This is a genomic window from Mycolicibacterium sp. CBM1, assembly GCF_054073305.1.
On record NZ_JBSXPP010000010.1, the window covers coordinates 1 to 20,512 of the forward strand.

The window sequence follows — 20,512 nt, forward strand, 5'->3', positions numbered from 1 at the left end:
GCTTTGTTGGAGTAGGAGACGAGCAGGTTTTTGGTTTGTTGGTAGTGGTCGAGCATCATCTTGTGGTTCTCGCGGCCGATACCGGACTGTTTGTAGCCACCGAACGCGGCGTGGGCGGGATAGGCGTGATAGCAGTTGGTCCACACCCGCCCAGCCTTGATGTCACGCCCGGCGCGATACGCGGTGTTCCCGTCACGGCTCCACACCCCCGCCCCCAACCCGTAAAGCGTGTCGTTGGCAATAGCGATGGCCTGGTCGTAATCGGCGAACGACGTCACCGCCACCACCGGCCCGAAAATCTCCTCCTGGAAGATCCGCATCGCGTTGTGCCCGGTGAAAATCGTGGGCTGCACGTAGTAGCCGCCACCCAGATCACCACCCAACTCGGCACGCTCACCACCGGTCAACACCTTGGCGCCCTCGCTCTTACCGATCTCGATATAAGACAGGATCTTCTCCAACTGATCGTTGGAAGCCTGCGCCCCGATCATCGTCTCGGAATCGAGCGGATCACCCTGACGCACCGCCTTGGTCCGAATCGCCGCCATCGCCAAGAACTCGTCATAGATGTCGGCCTGAATCAGCGACCGCGACGGACACGTGCACACCTCGCCCTGGTTGAGGGCGAACATCGTGAACCCCTCAAGAGCCTTGTCCTGATAATCATCATTGGCCGCCATCACATCGGAGAAAAAGATGTTCGGGCTCTTACCCCCAAGCTCCAACGTCACCGGGATCAGATTCTGGGACGCATACTGCATAATCAACCGACCCGTAGTGGTCTCCCCGGTAAACGCGATCTTGGCGATCCGATTACTCGAGGCCAACGGCTTACCCGCCTCCACCCCAAACCCGTTGACCACATTGAGCACCCCCGCCGGCAACAAATCCGCAATCAACGACACCAAATACAGAATCGAGGCCGGGGTCTGCTCGGCCGGCTTGAGCACCACCGCATTACCCGCCGCCAACGCCGGCGCCAACTTCCACACCGCCATCAAAATCGGGAAGTTCCACGGAATGATCTGCCCCACCACCCCCAACGGCTCATGGAAGTGATACGCCACCGTATCCTCATCGATCTGCGACAACGAGCCCTCCTGCGCCCGGATCGCCGCAGCGAAATACCGAAAATGATCCACCGCCAACGGAATATCCGCCGCCAACGTCTCCCGAATCGGCTTACCGTTATCCCACGACTCCGCCAACGCGATCGACTCCAGGTTCGCCTCGATCCGATCAGCGATCTTGTTCAGGATGACCGCCCGCTCCCCCGCCGAGGTCTTCCCCCACCCCGCAGCCGCCCCATGCGCAGCATCCAACGCCAACTCGATATCAGCCGCCGTCGACCGAGCCACCTCGCAGAACACCTCACCAGTCACCGGCGACGGATTCTCGAAATACTGCCCACCCACGGGCGCCACCCACTGCCCACCAACGAAATTCTCATAACGACCCAGGAAAGACATCAACGATCCCTCCGAACCCGGCCGTGCGAACACTGTCATAAGTCCTCCTCTACGAGACACTTTCACTGATACGAACGGCATGAACCGCGGGTGCTGCCGACGCGGGCAACACCATCGACATGGCGGCGGGGTAACACACGGTGACATCGATCCCGCCGGCGAAGCGGTACGGCTGGGCAGCTAGCAAGCCGGCAAATTGCTTACGGAGCCGGGATAATTCGGCGCGAACCGTGACCACCCGGGACCGGTCGCCGTACAGGTCGTCCGCCAGCTCGGGCGCCGATCTGCCCTGCGGGTTGCGTGCCAGGATCAGCAGAATCTCGGCGTGGCGCAGCGAGATGTCGTGGCGCCAGCGGCCGAATTCTCCGGCCATCTCCAGGGCCGGCGCCCCCGACACACTCACGTCGAGCGACACCCGGGCCAACGCCGGAATGTCGTCGTCCTCAGTGGGCCGGACCAGCCAGCCGCCGGGGAGCACATCGACATCGCAGGGGCCGAACGTCGGTATCCAAACCCGGCCCGGGGCAACCTGCTCGGGCAACAGGATGCGGTTGTGCAGCGGCAGTGAGTCGACCGCCGCCACCCAGCCTTCAGAGTCGACAGCCAAGGCGGGCTTGCCGATTCGCGCCAAGATCGGGGCGGCCACCATCCGCAACCGGTTCAGGGTGCGGTCGTGCTGCTCGCGCAGGTGGGCCTCGGCGAGCCGGGCCACGGCGTCGACCAGCGCCACCGTCGTGGGGTGCACGGTGGCAGCCGGGCCAGAGACGTCGACCACGCCGATCACGGTGCCGGTTCGCGGGTCGCGGATCGGCGCCCCGGCGCACGTCCAGGAATGGTGAGTACGCAGGAAGTGCTCGGCGGAGAAGACCTGCACGGCGCGATTGGACACCAAGGCCGTGCCGATTGCGTTGGTCCCGACCTCTCCTTCGGCCCAGCGGGCGCCTTCCACGAAGCCCAGGCGGTCGGCATTGTGGAGCACCGCCGGTGAGCCGGATCGCCACAGCACGCGACCCGCGGAGTCGGCGACCACGAGGATGCTGGCGCCGTCGGCGACGATCGACCCGAGTCCGCGGGAGACCTCGTCGAGCACCGTCATCAAACCCGACGCCCGCCGCAACGCCTCCAGACCGCCGGCTTCCACCACCGGCGGTGTGCGCCGGTCGGGGTTCACCCCCGCCGACATCAGCCGCCGCCAGGATTCGCCGATCACATCGCGCGGGCGGGCGGGGGCACGGTGGCCTGCCATCGTCGCGTCATAGACGGCCGACATCAGCCGCGCGTACACGCGCGGATCTTCCCCGACAGCGACGGCGGGCTCAGGCACGGACGGACCTTGCATTACTGCCGATTGTGCTCCGCATCTCAGCGGTAAACCAGGCCACCATCGATCAGACCGGATTGGCCGGTCATGTAGTCGGCATCCGCGCTGGCCAGATAGGAGACGAACCCGGCGACATCGTCGGGGGTTTCCGCGCGGCCGAGTGCGATACCGCCGACGAACTTGTCGTACGTCTCGCCTTCGGCGGCACCGGTGAGTTCGGCGAACCGCTTGTCGATCTCCACCCACATGTCGGTGCCGACCACCCCTGGGCAGTAGGCGTTGACGGTGATGCCGTCGACGGCGTGCTCCTTGGCCGCGGCCTGGGTCAGCGCCCGAACCGCGAACTTCGACGCGCTGTAGACGCCCAGCATGGCGAACCCGTCGTGGCCGGCGATCGAGGAGGCGTTGATGATTTTGCCCCCGTGGCCCAGCTCCTTGAACTTCGCGGCCGCGGCCTGGATTCCCCACAACACGCCGTTGACGTTGATCGCCCAGACCCGGGCCGCGTCCTGCGGTGTCACGTCGGCAAGGGGGCCGACGAGGGCGATGCCGGCGTTGTTGACCATGATGTCGAACCCGCCCAGGCCGCGGGCGCCGTGTTCGACGGCGGCGAACACCTGCTCGCGGTCGCTGACGTCCGCGGCGAAGATCGCTGTTTTGCAGCCTATTTCGGAGATCTCGGCGGCGACGGCGTCGAGGCCGTCGGCGCGGAGGTCGACCAGTGCGATGTCAGCTCCGTCACGGGCTAGGCGCAGCGCGATTGCGCGCCCGATTCCGCGGGCCGCTCCGGTGACAAGCGCGACCTTACCTTGCAGGCTCATGATTCTCCGTTCGGGTCGACCAGGACTTTCATCTTCGTTCCGGCGTGCAGCGCCTCGAATCCCTCGTCCACCACGTCGCAGATGGGAATCTTGGCCACCCAGCCGGTGGTGTCGTAGGCATCCTTGGCCATCAGGGCGATGACCGCCTCGAAGTCCGCACCGGTGTAGCACAGTGAGCCCTGAATCCGGCTCTCGTTCATCACGAGGTTGAGAAGCTGTGTCTCCAGCGGCTTTTCGTAGATCGCCACGCTGATCATCGGCTTGCGCGAGCCTACGCAGGCCAGCGCGGTCGTCACCGCCGGGGTGACTCCGGCCGCGTCGAACACGGCGTCGGCACCGTCTCCCCCGGTGTGGTCGGCGATGAAGGCGGGGATGTCGACGCCGGCCGGATCGAGGGTCTTCGCACCGAGCGCCTCGATGGCCGCACGCCGGGTCGGCGACGGCTCGACGACGAAGACGTCGTCGATTCCCTTGCCCCGCAAAGCGAACCACAGACCGATCCCGATCGGTCCGGCGCCGAACACCATGGCGGTATCGCCGGTGTGCACGTCGCCGAGGGTTGCGGCGTGGTAGGCCACCGACATGGGCTCCACCAAAGCTCCCAGTTCCAAGGAGACGTTGTCGGGCAGTTTGTGCAACATGTTGGTGGGGACGACGGTGTATTCGGCCATGCCGCCGTCGGACATCAGGCCGTGGAAGCCGATTTGCTGGCAGACGTTGTAGTTCCCGGCCCGGCACGGGCCGCAGTGACCACACTTGTAGATCGGTTCGACGGCTACCCGGTCGCCCTCGGCCCAGCCGGTGACGCCGTCACCGACGGCGGTGATGGTGCCGGAGAACTCGTGGCCGATGGTCAGCGGCAGCTGCGCGCCGGTCAGCGGGTGCGGTGAGGTGGGCACAAAGATCGGTCCGGCGTAGTACTCGTGCAGGTCGGTGCCGCAGATCCCGTTGAATCCCACCTTGAGCTTCACCGTCCCGGGTGTGGGCTCAGGTTCGGCGACGTCTTCGATCTGGACCTTGTTCGGCCCGTAGTACACGGCTGCTCTCATGACGCAGTTCTATGTGACGGCGACCACATCGGAAAGAGTTGCAGGGGGTTGCAGGGCCGCAGGTTGCAACGCCTCGCAACTCTTGTCGACCCGTCGGGGCAGGTGTGTCCTGGCTCACATGACATCAACATTGGAACCACAGACCGACGTCACCCCGCAGCAGCGGGTGGACGCCTGGCTCGCCGACTTCGAGGCCGCCCTGGCTGACCGCGACATCGACCGCGTCGTCGCGAAGTTCGCCGTCGACAGCTTCTGGCGCGACCTCGTCTCGTTCACCTGGAACATCAAGACCGTCGAGGGCCGCGACGCGATCGCCGGCATGCTGACCGCGCGGTTGGCCGACACCGATCCCTCCGGCTTCCGCACGCGGGAGACACCGACCGCCGATGGTGACGTGACCTCGGCGTTCATCGAGTTCGAGACGGCGGCCGGCCGCGGCACCGGACATCTCCGGCTCAAGGGCGATCAGGCCTGGACGTTGCTGACCGCGCTGCAGGAACTCAAGGGTTTCGAGGAGGCCAAGGGACCGTCGCGGGTGCTGGGCGCCGTGCACGGTGACGATCCGGACCCGCGGTCCTGGGCCGAGAAGCGGGCCGAAGAGGAGGCCGAACTGGGCCGGTCGATCCAGCCGTACGTGCTCGTCATCGGCGGTGGACAGGGCGGGATCGCGCTGGGTGCTCGGCTGCGCCAGCTGCGGGTGCCCGCCATCGTGGTCGACCGCCACGAGCGGCCCGGCGACCAGTGGCGCAAGCGGTACAAGTCGCTGTGCCTGCACGATCCGGTCTGGTACGACCACCTGCCGTATCTGCCGTTCCCGCCGAACTGGCCGGTGTTCGCGCCGAAGGACAAGATCGGCGACTGGCTGGAGTTCTACACCCGCGTCATGGAGGTGCCGTACTGGCCGAAGACGACGTGTGAGTCGGCGTCCTTCGACGAGGCAGCCGGTCGCTGGACGGTCGAGGTGGACCGCGACGGTGAGCGCCTGACCCTGCACCCGACGCAGCTGGTGCTCGCCACCGGGATGTCGGGCAAGCCACACGTGCCGACGCTTCCGGGCCAGGACGTCTTCCGTGGCGACCAGCACCACTCCAGCGCGCATCCCGGGCCCGACCCATACGTGGGCAAGAAGGCCGTCGTAATCGGGTCGAACAACTCCGCGCACGACATCTGCAAGGCGCTCTACGAGAACGGCGTGGATGTGACGATGGTGCAGCGCTCTTCGACCCACATCGTCAAGTCGGACTCCCTGATGGAGATCGGCCTAGGCGACCTGTACTCCGAACGCGCACTGGCGGCCGGGATGACCACCGAGAAGGCCGACCTGACGTTCGCCTCGCTGCCCTACCGGATCATGCACGAGTTCCAGATTCCGCTCTATGACCAGATGCGGGAGAAGGACAAGGACTTCTACGACCGGCTGGAGGCCGCAGGTTTCGAGTTGGATTGGGGTGCAGACGGTTCCGGGCTGTTCATGAAGTACCTGCGGCGTGGTTCGGGGTACTACATCGACGTCGGCGCGTGCGAGATGGTCGCCGACGGCCGCATCAAGCTGGCCCACGGTCAGGTGGATCGGCTGACCGAGGACGCGGTGGTGCTGGCCGACGGCACCGAGCTGCCCGCCGATGTGGTGGTCTATGCCACCGGGTACGGATCGATGAACGGCTGGGCGGCCGACCTGATCGGTCAGGAGGTGGCCGACAAGGTGGGCAAGGTGTGGGGTCTGGGTTCTGATACGCCCAAGGACCCAGGGCCGTGGGAGGGCGAGCAGCGCAACATGTGGAAGCCCACCCAGCAGGCGAACCTGTGGTTCCACGGCGGCAACCTGCACCAATCGCGGCACTACTCGCTGTACCTGGCCCTGCAACTCAAGGCCCGCCACGAAGGTCTGCCGACGCCGGTGTACGGCTTGCAGGAGGTCCATCACCTGAGCTGAGGGTATGCCAGCAGAATGGGGGCATGGCCGAACACGACGACCCCTACCTCTGGCTCGAAGAGATCGCCGGTGACGAGCAACTGGATTGGGTGCGCAAGCACAACGATCCGACCGTCGCCGAGTTCAGCGGCGACGCGTTCGACCAGCTGCGCGCCGAAGCGTTGGAAGTCCTCGACACTGACGCGCGGATCCCGTACGTGCGGCGCCGCGGCGAGTACCTGTACAACTTCTGGCGCGACGCGGCCAACCCGCGGGGGCTGTGGCAGCGGACCACCCTGGACAGTTACCTGACCGAGGATCCCGCCTGGGACGTCATCATCGACGTCGATGCGCTGGCCGCCGCCGAGGACGAGAACTGGGTGTGGGCCGGGGCGGACGTGATCGAGCCGGAGCACACGCTGGCGTTAGTCAGCCTGTCGCGGGGTGGGTCGGACGCGGCCGTGGTGCGCGAATTCGACATGGCATCGCGGACATTCGTGACCGACGGGTTCGAGCTGCCGGAGGCGAAGTCGCGGGTCTCGTGGGAAGACCCCGACACGGTGCTGGTGGGCACCGACTTCGGACCGGGCTCGATGACCGAGTCCGGTTACCCGCGGGTGGTCAAGCGCTGGCGGCGTGGCCAACCACTGGCCGAAGCGGAAACGGTGTTCACCGGGCCGGTCACCGACGTCATTGTCAGCGCGTCGGTGGACCGGACCCCCGGCTTCGAACGCGTGTTGCTGCACCGGGCGGAGGACTTCTTCAACGACCAGGTCTACCAACTGCGTTCGGGTGAGTTGGTGCGGATCGACGCACCGACCGATGCCACGTTGTCGGTACATCGGCAGTGGTTGCTGATCGAGTTGCGCAGCGACTGGCTGACCGGCACCGCGTCGTATCGGGCCGGGTCGCTATTGGCCGCCGACTACGAACAATTCCTCGACAGTACAGCTGAATTGGCGGTGGTCTTCGAGCCCGACGCGCACACCTGCCTGCACCAGTATTCGTGGACGCGCGACCGGCTGCTGCTGGTGACGCTGGCCGACGTCGCGAGCCGGGTGGAGATCGTCACGCCGGGAAGCTGGACACGGGAACCGGTGCCGGACCTCGGCGACAACACGGTCATCGTCGCCGCCGATGACACCGGTGATGAAATCTTCTTGGATTCCAGCGATTTCATCACCCCGTCTCGGCTGCTACACGGCGTCATCGGCGGCGAACTGACCGAGATCAGGCGCGCGCCGTCGTTCTTCGACGCCGCCGATCTGGAGGTCGCGCAGTACTTCGCGACGTCCGACGACGGCACGGCGGTCCCGTATTTCGTGGTGGGCCACAAGCACAACCAAGCACCCGGACCCACGCTGCTGGGCGGGTACGGCGGGTTCGAGGTATCGCGGACTCCCGGCTACGACGGTGTGCTGGGCCGGCTGTGGCTGTCGCGAGGCGGGACCTACGTGCTGGCCAACATCCGCGGCGGCGGGGAGTACGGACCGACGTGGCACACCCAGGCGATGCGGGAGGGCCGGCACAAGGTGACCGAGGATTTCGCCGCGGTGGCACGGGATCTCGTCGCGCGCGGGATCACCACTGTCGAACAGCTCGGAGCCCAAGGTGGCAGCAACGGCGGGTTGCTGATGGGTGTCATGCTGACCAAGTACCCCGAGCTATTCGGCGCACTGGTGTGCCAGGTGCCACTGCTGGACATGAAGCGGTTCCATCTGCTGCTGGCCGGCGCGTCCTGGGTGGCCGAGTACGGCGACCCGGACAACCCCGAGGACTGGGCGTTCATCTCCGAATACTCGCCGTATCAGAATATTTTGGCCGAGAAGCGCTATCCCCCGGTGCTGATCACCACCTCGACGCGCGACGACAGGGTGCATCCCGGACATGCCCGCAAGATGACGGCGGCGCTCGAGGAGGCCGGCCACGACGTCTGGTATTACGAGAACATCGAGGGCGGGCATGCCGGGGCGGCGGACAATGCGCAGACGGCGTTCAAGTCCGCGCTGAGCTACTCGTTCCTGCACCGCATGCTGGGGTAAATGGGTGAGTTGACCAGCACACGAAGCGTAGTACCCTGTGGCTAACAGCTAACTTGTCAGGGGGTGTGCGGTGCAGGTCGACGTCGAGGAGATGCGCTCGGGCGCAAACCGGTCCTACAACGCGGCATGGCTGGCCATGGAGGGCGCTGACCAGCTGTCACGCGCTCGCGTGACGACAGGGATCTTCGGCGACTTCGCCGCAGCCGAGGCCTTTCACGGAGTCCTCGGCGAAGCGCACAGCAACCACGTCCAGCGGCTCCGCGACCACGACAGCCGCCTCGGGGTGCTGGGCGACAAAGCGCACACGACCGCGTCGGCATTCCTCGACATGGAGGACCGCAACGCCGAGGCCTTGCGTTCGGTGCTGTGACCGCATACCCGCAGCTGGTCCACATCAGCGTCGGTGCGCTGATCGGGGAAGCCGGCGGCGATCCCTGGAAAGTCGACCAGACCGTGCAAAGCGGTGATCCCGGCGCGATCGCCGATCTGGGCCGAGCCTTCTACAGCGCCGGCGCCTGCACATCGGAGACGTTCAAGGAGTTCGAGCAGGCGCGCATTCGTTTCCAGGCCTCGTGGGACCGAGAGAACGGCGAGCACCCGATAAACGACAGCGACGAGGTCAAGCGGGCCACGACTCGGCTGATGGTCCAGCAGGACCAGCTTCCTGCCATCGGGACCGATCTGACCTACATTGCCGCCAACCTGGCAGAGACACAGCGATTCTCGGGGATGCAGGTGGAGAACCTCAACACCCAACTGCACTACATCGATGCCTTGATCGGGCAAGCACTGGCCAACGACCAGGACGCCTCGGTCTTGGAGGACAACGCGATCGCGGCGACATCAGGCGTGCTGCATCAGGTTGAAGCCCTGCGCGACGACTACTCGGCCAAGCTGGAAGCCTCGTTGACCGACCTGCGCGCCGGGCACGGCTACGACCCAGCACCGATCGAAGACGTCGATGGTGACAGCGAGCTAGGGCCAGAGCAACGTGGTCGCGAATCGACCGACTACTACGACGCGAATCAGCGCGCCCAGGATGAGGCGCTGGCCAACAGTTCCGACCCGATGACCCCGGAGAAGGCTTCTGCCGCAGCACGTTTGCGCGACTTCGCCACCGCGACCAACCCTGGTGCCGACGCCGATGCCCGACGGCTGGCCGGTGAACGTCTCGACGACTTCCGGATGGCGCACTTCACGGGGCCACTGCCGAAGGATCCTGTTCTCGGCGGTGATACCCGAACGCGCGCACAGTCTCGGCTGGACCTCCAACGAAAGCTGGAGCAGGGGTTGTATGGCTTGCCGCCGATGTCGGCCGACCAAGCGACGCAGCAGCTTGACGAGGGAGAGCAGTTCGCGCGGTCCCTCACCGTCAAGCAGGCTGTGAATGCGCTTGAACACCAAGGTATGTCACCCGCCGGGGCGGCGGCAACCGTTAGTGAACTGTCCGACGGAGTTACCCTTGCTGACTTGACCAAGGGCTTGACTACTTACGGCGGTGCTGCCGCTAGCGGCATCGAGGTCTACGGCGACACTGCCAGCACAGGCCGACACGCAGTCGGGGCCTTGTCGGGTGCGGATGCCGAGGCACTCACAACGATTGGAAAGCGCATGGGCGCCGTTGGTGCCGCCATTGAGATAGTGATGGCTGGGCGTGCCCTGGAAGACGGCGCACCCATGGGACAGACCATCGGAGAGACGGCGGGTTCGATTGGCGGCGGCTATCTTGCCGGTGTCGGCGCCTGGGCGCTGGCTGGCTCTGCCATTGGCCCGGAAGGCGCGGCAGCCGCAGCAGTGGTCGGTGCAATCGTGATTGGCTTTGGCGGAGGCAAGTTCGGCGGATGGGTAGGGTCCCAATTTGATAATTGAGTCGCTCGACCACGCTAGGGAGTCACTGCCCATGGCCGCTGCCGCACATCGGGTGCGGCTAAGCAGTTCATCTGTGCTTCTTCTAGGCGCGGCGACTGCCGTCGGTTTCGTCATCTTGTCTCAGCTCCTCTGCAAGACGCGCCATGCTGCACGACTTTGCTATTGGATAGGGTCGGCCGCGACAACGGCGCTGCTTGGACTGGGGCTGGAGCAATCGGGACGCCCCTTGCGCGTGGTATTCCTCGCGGTTGCGCTGAGCGTCGCGTTCGCAGTTGGCTTCGCATATTTTGTTGGTTGGCAACTGAGAATTGGCGGGAAGACCCGCTCCGTATTCGTAAAGAACACGCATCCTGACCCTCCGGAAGATGGTTCAGAGCCGCCTTCATTACCTCCTCCGCCGCCGCACAGCTACAACGGCGTGGTCACTGCTGACGGATTCTGGTGGATCGCGGCGATTCTCACCTCAATTATCGCAGCGGACGTATATCTATTCGGCTGGGTTTGGCAGTCAGTGATCGGTGCTATTGCGCTGACTGCGATGGGTGCGCTGGCTGGCGCCGATGACGCTTCACGCGGCGAGCCACCTGCGCGCGCGCAATATGTTCAGGCTGTCGTCGCCACCATCGCCTCACTGCCGTTGTGGCTACTGCCCTTCATCGCATATGCGGTGGGCTATCAGTTCGGTAAGCGCCGACCACGAAGTGGGCCTGGCGATCATGAACGTCACACCACCCGCCGTTCTCTAGACGACCGACTGGAATAGCGGGTTATTCGTATCGATCATGGCGGCAGTAACGCTGTTCTTCGTTGCCAGATTCTGGACCAACTTCATCAAGATCAACGGCCGCGTCGACGGCGCCTTCAAATCTAATCGGCCCGACCGGGCCACCAGCGCTCGCCGAAACCCACGACGACTAGAGCTGCCCTAGCTCGTCTTGGCCAGGCTCACCAGCAGCGAGACGATCACCCCGATGATCACCAAGCCGCCACCGGAGACCAACGTGATGTTGAGCCACTGGTGCATGCTGCTCTCCGCAGTGCCGATCATCGCCTCGGCGATTCGCCGGATGTCCCCAGAAGTGTTGTCCAGCAGCGTATTGAGGTGGCGTCGACCGAGTTCGATCGCGGCCCAACCGGCCGCTCCCACCAGCAGTCCCACCACTCCCAGGCCCACCAACATCTTGCCCCGACTGCGCGCCATGAACAGCGTCAGTAACGCTGCCACGCCCGCCAGCACCGCCAGGCCCACACTCGCCCACGGCCCGTACGTCGCCACCTGCCGCAGCGCCCCGGGCCGCAACGCCGCAGGAGCGTTGTCGGTCAACGGAATCGGCATCGACGTCGGCACCGTGATGTTGTAGTCGTTCAACGTCTGCTGAAACGCGGTGTCGGAGAGCATCGGCGCAATGTCGATCACCCACCGCCCCTGCCCGTCGACACTGGACCGGATCTGATCGGTGAACAACCAGCGATGGGCGAAGCGGTTCGCCTGCGCGAACTGGCCGGGAAACGACGGGCTCGACGTATACGCGGAAGCAGCCGGGCTCACCGCTCCGGTGTTGACGCCCGTGCCCAGCCGAGCCACCTGCGTCGTCAACTCCGAGGCCATCGCCGACTGCAGCCCTGGGTCGGCCGCGGCCTTCTGCGCCAGCGCCGCGTAACCGTCCGCATCGACCAAGTTCTGCTGCACCCACGCCGCCGGAAGCGCGAGCGCCAGCAGCACCGTCGTGACGATCCACATCAGGAGTGTCGCCACGAACCGCACACGTCCTCCTCAACAAGGACGCGGGCGTCAGTCGGAGTGCGTCGCGCGTCCCACAATCAAGGGGTCGGGCTGGCCGACCACCTCATGGTCTTTGTTGTCGTAATTGAACTTACTCAGGACGTGGCGCATCGCGTTGATCCGCGCGCGTTTCTTGTCGTTGCTTTTGATGACGGTCCACGGCGCGATCTCGGTGTCCGTCCAGGCGAACATGTCTTCCTTGGCGGCGGTGTAGTCGTGCCACTTGTCCAGCGAGGCCAGATCCGTCGGCGACAGCTTCCACTGCCGCACCGGGTCGACCTGGCGGATAGTGAAGCGGGTGCGCTGCTCGGACGGCGACACCGAGAACCACAGCTTGGTCAGGCTGATGCCGTCGTTGACCAGCATCTGCTCGAACAGCGGGGCCTGCCGGATGAACTCGGCATGCTGCTTGGGCGTGCAGTAGCCCATCACCCGCTCGACCCCGGCGCGGTTGTACCAGGACCGGTCGAACATGACGATCTCACCGGCCGCCGGCAAGTGGTTGACGTAGCGCTGGAAGTACCACTGAGTGCGTTCCTTCTCGGTGGGCTTCTCCAACGCGACCACCCGGGCGCCGCGGGGGTTGAGGTGCTCCATGAAGCGCTTGATGGTGCCGCCCTTGCCGGCGGCGTCGCGCCCCTCGAAGACGAATACGTGCCGCAGCCCGTGGGCCTGGCTCCACTTTTGCAGCTTCAGCAGCTCGATCTGCAGCAGCCGCTTCTGCTCCTCGTACTCGCTGCGCGACATCCGATGGTCGTACGGGTAGTTCTCCCGCCAGGTGTCGACGGCGAGGCCGGCGGCATCGAGCAACACCGGGTCGTCATCGTCGTCGTCGAAAATCGTGTAGCCATTGGTTTCGAGTGACACGCGCGGAAGTTATCGCGCCCGCTCGACACCAAGGTTGCCACCGGGTGAACACACAGTGCTAACCACCGTCGAGGAGAGCCGCCACGCACACCAACGACGAGCCGAGGAGCACGGCTCCGACCGTATCGGTGAAGTAGTGGTAGCTGACCGCCTGGCCGACCATCCCCAGCAGCATCCACACCACCGACGTCAGCACCAACCACAGCCGCACACCGGCGGCCAAGATCACCATCCCGAGCACCACCGCCGTCAACGTGGCGTGCCCGCTGGGGTAGGTGACAGCATCGCCCTTCTCCCGGCCGAATGCGAGTTTGAGGAGACGCGAAAGCCACACGGCCGCAGCAGGAGTCGCCACAGCAAGGATGGCCAGCCGCCAGCGGCGCCGATACGCCGCGAGGACAAGCGCAACTACCAGGAGCACCGCCACCGTGCGGTAATCGGTGAAGAACAGCAGCCGACTCAGGCCGCTGTTGCCCGCACGCTGGAACCACTCGTCGACCGCAGTCGAGCCACCCCGCACCACCCACCCGAGCAGCGCCAGCGCTGCCAAGCCGACGAGCGGCCACCACCGGAGGGCCCTGGCGGTCAGCGCGCGATACCCCGGATGTAGGCCGCTTGGCCCAGGTGCTGGACGCAGTCGTCGATGATGCTCACCAACCGGACGCTGGCCGTCACCGGTGGGTTCCAGTTCTCGTCGACCACCCGCGCCAGCTCGTCGGGGGTGACGCTGGCGACGTACTCCAGCGTCGCCTTGTGCACCCCGTGGTAGTAACCGGCCAGCAGATCCGCAGCAACCCGAACCTTGCCGACCTCCTCTGCGGTATGGCCGTAACCGTGTGCGTCGCGCGGCAAGTCAAGATTGAAACGGTCCACCCACTCACCGTTGAACCACACCTGCTCGGTACCGGCGATGGCCGCAAGCTGAGCGTCCTGGATCCGCGCGCTGTGCCAGATCAGCCAGGCGATGCTGTTGGCGGTCGAGGTGGGCCGGAAGAACGACACCTCGTCGGTGAGGTCGTCGGTGAGGTCGTCGACGTGCTCGATGATCCGGGTGAAGGAATCCCGCAGGAGTTCCCGGGCGGCGTCTGCAGCGCTCAATGAGTCGGCCATGGACCTGACGCTACGCGGAGTTCGTCGGCGTCTAAGCCTCGGGCTGCGCGCCGTGGAACACCGCCTCGACGTTGTTGCCGTCGGGGTCTCGCACGAAGGCACCGTAGTAACCGGGGTGGTACTCCGGCCACAGTCGTGGGGCGTGCAACGGCTCGGCGCCCAGCGCCAAAGCGGTGTGATAGAAGGCCTGGACAGACTCGGCGTCCTTGGCCGAGAACGCGATGTGCGCCTCGCGGTTGGGGCCGGCGACGTCACCCGCGGACGCGTCGGCGATCCAGAACGAGGGATGGCCCTCGATGCCGTAGCCGATGGCCGGGCCGAATTCCAGCACCCGGATGTAGCCCAGCACATGGAGCACTTTGTCGTAGAACTCTTTCGACTTGGTGAAGTCGCTGCAATTGATTCCGAGATGATCGATCACAGCTCCATCGTGGCAGGGGGTTGCGACGTAATCTCATCGACATGGGCTACGACCTGGTCATCCGCAACGGCACCATCGTCGACGGCTTGGGCGGAAACCCCTACCCGGGTGACGTCGCCGTATCCGACGGCGTGATCGTCGCCGTCGGCTCCGTCTCGAGTAACGGCGCCCGGGAGATCGACGCCACCGGTCTGCTCGTCACGCCCGGGTTCGTCGACCTGCACACCCACTACGACGGGCAGGCGATCTGGTCGGACCGGCTGACACCATCGTCGGCCCACGGGGTCACCACCGCACTGATGGGCAACTGCGGTGTCGGGTTCGCGCCGTGCCGCACCGAGGACCACGACGTACTCGTCGACCTGATGGCCGGGGTCGAAGACATTCCGGGTGTGGTCATGGTCGACGGGCTGCCGTGGACGTGGCAGACCTTCCCCGAGTTCCTCGACGCCCTCGACGCCGGACGCCGCGACATCGACCTGGCGGCACTGCTGCCGCACTCCCCGCTGCGGGTCTACGTCATGGGCCAGCGCGGTGTCGACCGGGAGCCGGCGACCAGCGAAGACCTGGCCCAGATGCGCAAGCTCGCCGCCGAGGCCGTCTCGGTCGGGGCGCTCGGGTTCGCGTCGTCGCGGCTGACGATCCACAAGTCCGAGAGCGGCAAGCCCATTCCCAGTTATGACGCTGCCCAGTCCGAGATCGAGGCGATCGCCCGCGGTGTCGACGACGCCGGAGGTGGGCTCATCCAGTTCGTGCCCGACCTGGTCGCCGGTGACTACGAGCCCGCCCTGCAGACGGTGTTCGACGTGGCCGCCGACGTCGGCCTGCCGGTGACGTTCACGCTGGCGGTCGGCAACGCCGGCGACCCGTACTTCCTCGACGCCCTGACGATGGTGGAGAAAGCGAACGCCAACGGTGGTGACGTCACCGCACAGATCTTTCCCCGCCCGATCGGGCTCGTACTTGGACTGGAGCTGAGCGGCAACCCGTTCGTGCTCTACCCCTCCTACCAGGAGATCGCTGGACTGCCACTGGCCGAACGGGTGGCCGAGATGCGCAAACCCGAAGTGCGGATGCGCATTCTGCATGACGAGCCGGCAGGCACCGGACATCCGCTGATGTTCGCTGTACAGGCGTGGGACTACATCTACCCCCTCGGCGAGCCGCCGAACTACGAGCCCGACCCCTCGCAGTCCATCGCGGCGCGGGCGGCGGCGCGCGGGGTAAGCCCACTGGAAGAGGCATACGACCGGGTGCTCGACGACGACGGACATGCCATGTTGCTGGTGACGCTGGCCAACTTCCGCGACAAGTCGCTGGACACCGTCGCCGATCTGTTGCGCCGCGACGACGTCATCCTGGGCCTCGGTGACGGTGGGGCCCACTATGGAATGATCTGCGACGCAAGCTATCCGACGTACCTGCTGACCCATTGGGTACGTGACCGTTCCGCCGGCCGGCTCAGTCTCGCCGATGCCGTCAGGGAACTCACCTCGGTGCCGGCACGGGTGGCGGGTTTGGCTGACCGTGGCCGTATTGCGGTGGGATACAAGGCCGATCTCAACGTCATCGACCACTCGGCACTGACGTTGCACCGGCCGGTGATCGCCCGCGATCTGCCCGGCGGTGGGCGTCGGCTGGACCAGACCGCCGACGGTTACGTGGCGACGATCGTCTCGGGCGAAGTCATCGCGGAAAACGGCGTGCCGACGTCGGCACGCCCGGGCCGGCTGGTTCGCGGCCGGCGGTCCGCGCCGCCAGCGGGTTGACGGGCGGCGTGGCCGACCACCCTGAGCGAGTGTGGGCCTTATGTTCGCAAAATGACGAAAAGCGGTGCATAAGGCACACACTCGGCGCTAGAGGGGGCAGCCCGCTGCACGCAGTTTGCCCGCCACACGGTCGACAATGACCGTCGGCCTCGACATCATCTCGGCGCTGACGCGGACGACCACCCACCCGGCCGCCTCCAAATGTGCGATCCGCTCGATATCCCATGCCCTCTGCCGGCGATCGGTCCAGTGCTGAACGCCGTCGTATTCGACGGCGACCTTCCACTCGCGCCACCCCATGTCGACACGGATACGCAGGTATGGAAATTCGATCTGCGTCTCAGGCGGAGGCAGACCACCACCGACGATCAGGAGACGCAGCTTGGTCTCCTGTGGCGACTCCGCGCCACCGTCGACAAGCTCCAGCGTCGAACGCAGCCGCGCGACGCCGCGAGTGCCCGGATGTCGGTCCGCCACTACTCGAACTGCCGCAGGTCGGATTCCGGTGGCGTTGAGCAGCGCGTCCAGGATCGGAATACCACGCTCTGGCTGGGCGTAGCGACCGATGTCGAAGGCGGTTCGGGCCGCAGTCGTCACGGTCATGCTGCCAGCGAGACACACTTCGTCTGGCGCGAGGTCCCAGGTGTGAACAACGATGCCAGGCGCTGCATGCCGATCAGCCCGAACAATCTCCGCTGGCGCCGAGGGGTCCAGCCACTTCGTGCCGAATGCCGCCGCCGCCGACAGACCGCACAACGTTGCACCGGTCGACAGCCAGACAGCCCGTGCTCTCAGCAGCGCCGTCAGTTCGACATCACGCCGTAGGTACACGTCCCGATAGATCGCTCTGTGGTGGCGGGTCAGTGCGCTTCGCGTGATGTCACCGCGACGCACCGCCGCGCTCCCAATGAAGGGCTGCATCACCGAAGGGTCGCTGCCCGCCCACGAGTGTGCGTGCTATGCAGCGCCTTCGGCCGAAATCTGTGCATGAGGCCCACACTGGGGACAAACAAAAAGCCCCGGCGCGCGAAGCGCACCGGGGCCTTTCGTAAACGGACTTAGAAGTCCATACCGCCCATGCCACCGGTCGGGTCGCCCGCAGGTGCGGCGGCCTTCTCCGGCTTGTCGGCGACGACGGCCTCGGTGGTGAGGAACAGCGCCGCGATGGACGCCGCGTTCTGCAGCGCCGAGCGGGTGACCTTCACCGGGTCGGCGACGCCGGCCTTGAGCAGGTCCTCGTACTCGTTGGTGGCAGCGTTGAGACCGGTGCCGATCGCGGAGTTGCGAACCTTCTCGGCGACAACGCCCGGCTCCAGCCCGGCGTTGAAGGCGATCTGCTTCAGCGGGGCCTCGAGCGCGACGCGCACGATGTTGGCGCCAGTGGCCTCGTCACCGGTGAGGGTGAGCTCGTCGAGCGCCGGGGCCGCCTGCAGCAGGGCCACGCCGCCACCGGCGACGATGCCCTCTTCGACAGCAGCCTTGGCGTTGCGCACTGCATCTTCGATGCGATGCTTGCGCTCCTTGAGCTCCACCTCGGTGGCAGCGCCGGCCTTGATGACCGCAACACCGCCGGCCAGCTTGGCCAGGCGCTCCTGCAGCTTCTCGCGGTCGTAGTCGGAATCGCTGTTCTCGATCTCGCTGCGGATCTGGGCCACCCGGCCGGCGATGGCGTCGGAATCCCCGGCGCCCTCGACGATGGTGGTCTCGTCCTTGGTGACGACGACCTTGCGGGCCTGACCCAGCAGGGAGATGTCGGCGGTCTCGAGCGAGAGGCCGACCTCTTCGCTGACGACCTGGCCACCGGTCAGGATCGCGATGTCCTGCAGCATGGCCTTGCGGCGATCACCGAAGCCCGGAGCCTTGACGGCGACGGACTTGAAGGTGCCACGGATCTTGTTGACCACCAGGGTCGACAGGGCCTCGCCCTCGACGTCCTCGGCGATGATCAGCAGCGGCTTGCCGGACTGGATGACCTTCTCCAGCAGCGGCAGCAGGTCCTTGACCGTCGAGACCTTCGACGACACCAGCAGGATGTACGGATCTTCGAGGACCGCTTCCTGACGCTCGGCGTCGGTCACGAAGTACCCCGAGATGTAGCCCTTGTCGAAGCGCATACCCTCGGTGAGCTCCAGCTGCAAGCCGAAGGTGTTCGACTCCTCGACGGTGATGACACCCTCGTTGCCGACCTTGTCCATGGCCTCGGCGATCAGGTCACCGATGGTCTGGTCACCGGCCGAGATGCCAGCGGTAGCAGCGATCTGCTCCTTGGTCTCGACCTCTTTGGCGCTCTTGAGGAGCGTCTCGGTGATCTTCTCGACGGCCTTCTCGATGCCGCGCTTGAGACCGAGCGGGTTGGCGCCGGCAGCCACGTTGCGCAGGCCTTCGCGAACCAGAGCCTGGGCCAGAACGGTGGCGGTGGTTGTGCCGTCACCCGCGACGTCGTCAGTCTTCTTGGCGACTTCCTTGACCAGCTCGGCGCCGATCTTCTCGTACGGGTCCTCGAGCTCGATCTCCTTGGCGATGGACACACCGTCGTTGGTGATCGTGGGGGCGCCCCACTTCTTCTCGAGAACGACGTTGCGACCCTTGGGGCCCAGCGTCACCTTTACCGCATCGGCGAGGGCGTTGAGGCCCCGCTCGAGGCCACGGCGTGCCTCTTCGTCGTAAGCAATGATCTTGGACATTGCGAAGTGAATCCTCCGGTTGGGGGTTACACGTTCTTGGGTCGGACACAGTGCCCGCGACGGACGACCGCAGCTGTGTTCTGCTTCGGTCTCACCATCCCGACCTAGCACTCACCGGTCGGGAGTGCCAACCACATTCTTAGCACTCGCCTATGCCGAGTGCAAGAAAGAGAGCCGGTTGTTCACCCGGCGCGCAAGCCGTCCACGATGACCCCGGTGATTCGCTCGGCGACGTCCGGGCCGAACTCCTGCCCGGTCACCAACATCTCCCCCACCACACCGAGAAATTCGGCCTCGGCGCCGGGCGCGGCACAGTCCACGTCGATGCCGTAGCTGGCCAGCGCCTCGACCATGCCGTGATCGGTGGCGCCGTTGCGAACGATCTCGCGGATGAAGTCGAACAGCGCGCCCGCCGGGTCAGCGGCCAACAGCGCCCGGCCGTGCTCGACGATCAGCCGCACGGGCGCCTACGGTCAGGCCAAGCTTGCCAACCTGCTGTTCACCTATGAACTACAACGTCGTCTGGCCGGGACTGACACCATCGCGACCGCCGCGCACCCCGGCGGATCCAGCTCGGAGTTGTCGCGCCACCTGCCCAGGCCCATCCGGTCGGTGTTCGGATTGGTCGAGCAGAGCACCGAGATGGGTGCTCTGCCCGCGCTGCGCGCCGCAACCGACCCGGCGGTGCTGGGCGGGCAGTACTACGGACCTGGCGGCCTGCTCGAGATGCGGGGATATCCGAAGCTGGTCGCGTCGACGCGGCGCTCCCACGACACCGCGACACAGCGCCGCCTCTGGGCGGCGTCCGAAGAGTTGACCGGGGTGGCCTACCCGATCGGCTGACCGGCAGACTGGAGACGATGTCCCTACACGTGCCGCCCTATCCGCCCCCTCGCTACGACGGCGAGGGCGAAGTGAGCGCCAGGCTCCGGAAGGCCGGCACCCCGGCCGACTTCGAAGTCGGCCCGATCAGATACACCTACCTGGCGACCGAGAAGTCCACCGACGGCGAGTTCGGTCTGTACCGCGTCGACCTCGGCCCCGCCGCCGGAGGGCCGGGGCCGCACTTCCACAAAGCCATGTCGGAGTCATTCTTCGTGCTGTCCGGGCGTATGCGCCTCTACGACGGCACCGACTGGGTCGACGGCGGCACCGGTGACTACCTCTACGTACCGCCGGGCGGCATCCACGGTTTCCGCAACGAGGCCGACGAACCGGCCTCGATCCTGATGCTGTTCACCCCCGGCGCACCCCGCGAGTTCTACTTCGAGGGTTTGGCCAGGCTCGGCGAGCTGTCCGAGGACGACCGGCGCGAGTTCCTCATCCGCAACGACAACTTCTTGGTCTGACGACACGCCGGATCGAAGTGCGCAAGCGTATCCGCTTGGGCTAGAG

General features: G+C 65.8%; 19 protein-coding genes and 1 pseudogene. 8 read left to right on the plus strand and 12 right to left on the minus strand.

Going from position 1 to position 20,512, the window contains the following annotated elements:
- The 4 genes from adh to ACXDF8_RS14550 all read right to left on the minus strand — a co-directional run.
- Positions 1-1,508, minus strand: a 1,508-nt coding sequence (gene adh / locus ACXDF8_RS14535) for an aldehyde dehydrogenase (protein ID WP_457223973.1), incomplete at its 3' end; no start/stop codon positions are given.
- A gap of 10 nt (positions 1,509-1,518) precedes the next feature.
- Positions 1,519-2,808, minus strand: a complete 1,290-nt coding sequence (locus tag ACXDF8_RS14540) for a GAF domain-containing protein (RefSeq protein ID WP_457223974.1) — start codon at positions 2,806-2,808, stop codon at positions 1,519-1,521.
- A gap of 23 nt (positions 2,809-2,831) precedes the next feature.
- A complete protein-coding gene (locus tag ACXDF8_RS14545; RefSeq protein ID WP_457223975.1) occupies positions 2,832-3,611 on the minus strand; it encodes an acetoin reductase in 780 nt (259 codons plus the stop codon).
- Positions 3,608-4,660, minus strand: coding sequence for a 2,3-butanediol dehydrogenase (locus ACXDF8_RS14550; protein ID WP_457223976.1), 1,053 nt, complete (start codon positions 4,658-4,660; stop codon positions 3,608-3,610). Before ACXDF8_RS14550 ends, ACXDF8_RS14545 begins: the two co-directional genes overlap by 4 nt.
- Before the next feature lie 118 nt (positions 4,661-4,778).
- Between ACXDF8_RS14550 and ACXDF8_RS14555 the strand changes: the two genes are divergently transcribed.
- From ACXDF8_RS14555 to ACXDF8_RS14575, 5 genes are all read left to right on the plus strand, one after another.
- Complete coding sequence (locus tag ACXDF8_RS14555) at positions 4,779-6,593, plus strand: NAD(P)-binding domain-containing protein (RefSeq protein ID WP_457223977.1); 1,815 nt, start codon at positions 4,779-4,781, stop codon at positions 6,591-6,593.
- A gap of 23 nt (positions 6,594-6,616) precedes the next feature.
- On the plus strand, positions 6,617-8,614 hold the full coding sequence (locus ACXDF8_RS14560; protein ID WP_457223978.1) for a prolyl oligopeptidase family serine peptidase: 1,998 nt from the start codon (positions 6,617-6,619) through the stop codon (positions 8,612-8,614).
- Positions 8,615-8,684: 70 nt separating this feature from the next.
- The gene (locus tag ACXDF8_RS14565) at positions 8,685-8,984 is read left to right on the plus strand and encodes a DUF2563 family protein (RefSeq protein ID WP_457223979.1); all 300 of its coding nucleotides are present in this window, start codon (positions 8,685-8,687) and stop codon (positions 8,982-8,984) included.
- Positions 8,981-10,483 (plus strand): putative alpha/beta hydrolase, encoded by a 1,503-nt coding sequence (locus tag ACXDF8_RS14570; protein ID WP_457223980.1) that lies wholly within the window; start codon positions 8,981-8,983, stop codon positions 10,481-10,483. The genes ACXDF8_RS14565 and ACXDF8_RS14570 overlap by 4 nt, the downstream gene beginning before the upstream one ends.
- A gap of 31 nt (positions 10,484-10,514) precedes the next feature.
- Complete coding sequence (locus ACXDF8_RS14575; RefSeq protein WP_457223981.1) at positions 10,515-11,246, plus strand: hypothetical protein; 732 nt, start codon at positions 10,515-10,517, stop codon at positions 11,244-11,246.
- A gap of 162 nt (positions 11,247-11,408) precedes the next feature.
- Here the strand turns inward: ACXDF8_RS14575 and ACXDF8_RS14580 are convergent, their stop codons facing one another.
- The 5 genes from ACXDF8_RS14580 to ACXDF8_RS14600 are packed head-to-tail and all read right to left on the minus strand — an operon-like array spanning position 11,409 to position 14,664.
- Positions 11,409-12,248: a hypothetical protein gene (locus tag ACXDF8_RS14580; RefSeq protein WP_457223982.1), complete on the minus strand. Its 840-nt coding sequence runs from the start codon at positions 12,246-12,248 to the stop codon at positions 11,409-11,411.
- 27 nt (positions 12,249-12,275) lie between these two features.
- On the minus strand, positions 12,276-13,133 hold the full coding sequence (ppk2, locus tag ACXDF8_RS14585) for a polyphosphate kinase 2 (protein ID WP_457223983.1): 858 nt from the start codon (positions 13,131-13,133) through the stop codon (positions 12,276-12,278).
- Between the two features lie 58 nt (positions 13,134-13,191).
- Entirely contained in the window at positions 13,192-13,683 is a 492-nt protein-coding gene (locus ACXDF8_RS14590) for a phosphatase PAP2 family protein (RefSeq protein ID WP_457223984.1), read from the minus strand.
- A gap of 35 nt (positions 13,684-13,718) precedes the next feature.
- Positions 13,719-14,243, minus strand: coding sequence for a mycothiol transferase (locus tag ACXDF8_RS14595; RefSeq protein ID WP_457223985.1), 525 nt, complete (start codon positions 14,241-14,243; stop codon positions 13,719-13,721).
- 31 nt (positions 14,244-14,274) lie between these two features.
- On the minus strand, positions 14,275-14,664 hold the full coding sequence (locus ACXDF8_RS14600) for a VOC family protein (protein ID WP_457223986.1): 390 nt from the start codon (positions 14,662-14,664) through the stop codon (positions 14,275-14,277).
- 41 nt (positions 14,665-14,705) lie between these two features.
- On the opposite strand from ACXDF8_RS14600, the gene ACXDF8_RS14605 reads away from it, so the two are divergent.
- Entirely contained in the window at positions 14,706-16,433 is a 1,728-nt protein-coding gene (locus ACXDF8_RS14605) for an N-acyl-D-amino-acid deacylase family protein (protein WP_457223987.1), read from the plus strand.
- A gap of 87 nt (positions 16,434-16,520) precedes the next feature.
- On the opposite strand, the gene ACXDF8_RS14610 is transcribed toward ACXDF8_RS14605, so the two are convergent.
- From ACXDF8_RS14610 to ACXDF8_RS14620, 3 genes are all read right to left on the minus strand, one after another.
- Positions 16,521-17,354 (minus strand): DUF559 domain-containing protein, encoded by an 834-nt coding sequence (locus tag ACXDF8_RS14610; RefSeq protein ID WP_457223988.1) that lies wholly within the window; start codon positions 17,352-17,354, stop codon positions 16,521-16,523.
- Positions 17,355-17,491: 137 nt separating this feature from the next.
- The gene (gene groL, locus ACXDF8_RS14615) at positions 17,492-19,117 is read right to left on the minus strand and encodes a chaperonin GroEL (RefSeq protein ID WP_457223989.1); all 1,626 of its coding nucleotides are present in this window, start codon (positions 19,115-19,117) and stop codon (positions 17,492-17,494) included.
- A gap of 182 nt (positions 19,118-19,299) precedes the next feature.
- On the minus strand, positions 19,300-19,545 hold the full coding sequence (locus tag ACXDF8_RS14620; protein WP_457223990.1) for an SbtR family transcriptional regulator: 246 nt from the start codon (positions 19,543-19,545) through the stop codon (positions 19,300-19,302).
- A gap of 28 nt (positions 19,546-19,573) precedes the next feature.
- Here ACXDF8_RS14620 and ACXDF8_RS14625 point away from each other — a divergent pair.
- Both ACXDF8_RS14625 and ACXDF8_RS14630 read left to right on the plus strand, forming a co-directional pair.
- Positions 19,574-19,960: pseudogene (locus tag ACXDF8_RS14625) on the plus strand (short-chain dehydrogenase); the annotation flags it as partial.
- Positions 19,961-19,977: 17 nt separating this feature from the next.
- Complete coding sequence (locus ACXDF8_RS14630) at positions 19,978-20,466, plus strand: cupin domain-containing protein (RefSeq protein ID WP_457223991.1); 489 nt, start codon at positions 19,978-19,980, stop codon at positions 20,464-20,466.
- Positions 20,467-20,512 lie beyond the last annotated feature (46 nt).

Bases quoted from the DNA above. Each gene is read 5' to 3' on its own strand.
- ACXDF8_RS14540 (WP_457223974.1), bottom strand. From the start codon at position 2,808: ATGCAAGGTCCGTCCGTGCCTGAGCCCGCCGTCGCTGTCGGGGAAGAT.
- ACXDF8_RS14545 (WP_457223975.1), bottom strand. From the start codon at position 3,611: ATGAGCCTGCAAGGTAAGGTCGCGCTTGTCACCGGAGCGGCCCGCGGA.
- ACXDF8_RS14550 (WP_457223976.1), bottom strand. From the start codon at position 4,660: ATGAGAGCAGCCGTGTACTACGGGCCGAACAAGGTCCAGATCGAAGAC.
- ACXDF8_RS14555 (WP_457223977.1), top strand. From the start codon at position 4,779: ATGACATCAACATTGGAACCACAGACCGACGTCACCCCGCAGCAGCGG.
- ACXDF8_RS14560 (WP_457223978.1), top strand. From the start codon at position 6,617: ATGGCCGAACACGACGACCCCTACCTCTGGCTCGAAGAGATCGCCGGT.
- ACXDF8_RS14575 (WP_457223981.1), top strand. From the start codon at position 10,515: ATGGCCGCTGCCGCACATCGGGTGCGGCTAAGCAGTTCATCTGTGCTT.
- ACXDF8_RS14595 (WP_457223985.1), bottom strand. From the start codon at position 14,243: ATGGCCGACTCATTGAGCGCTGCAGACGCCGCCCGGGAACTCCTGCGG.
- ACXDF8_RS14605 (WP_457223987.1), top strand. From the start codon at position 14,706: ATGGGCTACGACCTGGTCATCCGCAACGGCACCATCGTCGACGGCTTG.
- ACXDF8_RS14610 (WP_457223988.1), bottom strand. From the start codon at position 17,354: ATGCAGCCCTTCATTGGGAGCGCGGCGGTGCGTCGCGGTGACATCACG.
- groL (WP_457223989.1), bottom strand. From the start codon at position 19,117: ATGTCCAAGATCATTGCTTACGACGAAGAGGCACGCCGTGGCCTCGAG.
- ACXDF8_RS14630 (WP_457223991.1), top strand. From the start codon at position 19,978: ATGTCCCTACACGTGCCGCCCTATCCGCCCCCTCGCTACGACGGCGAG.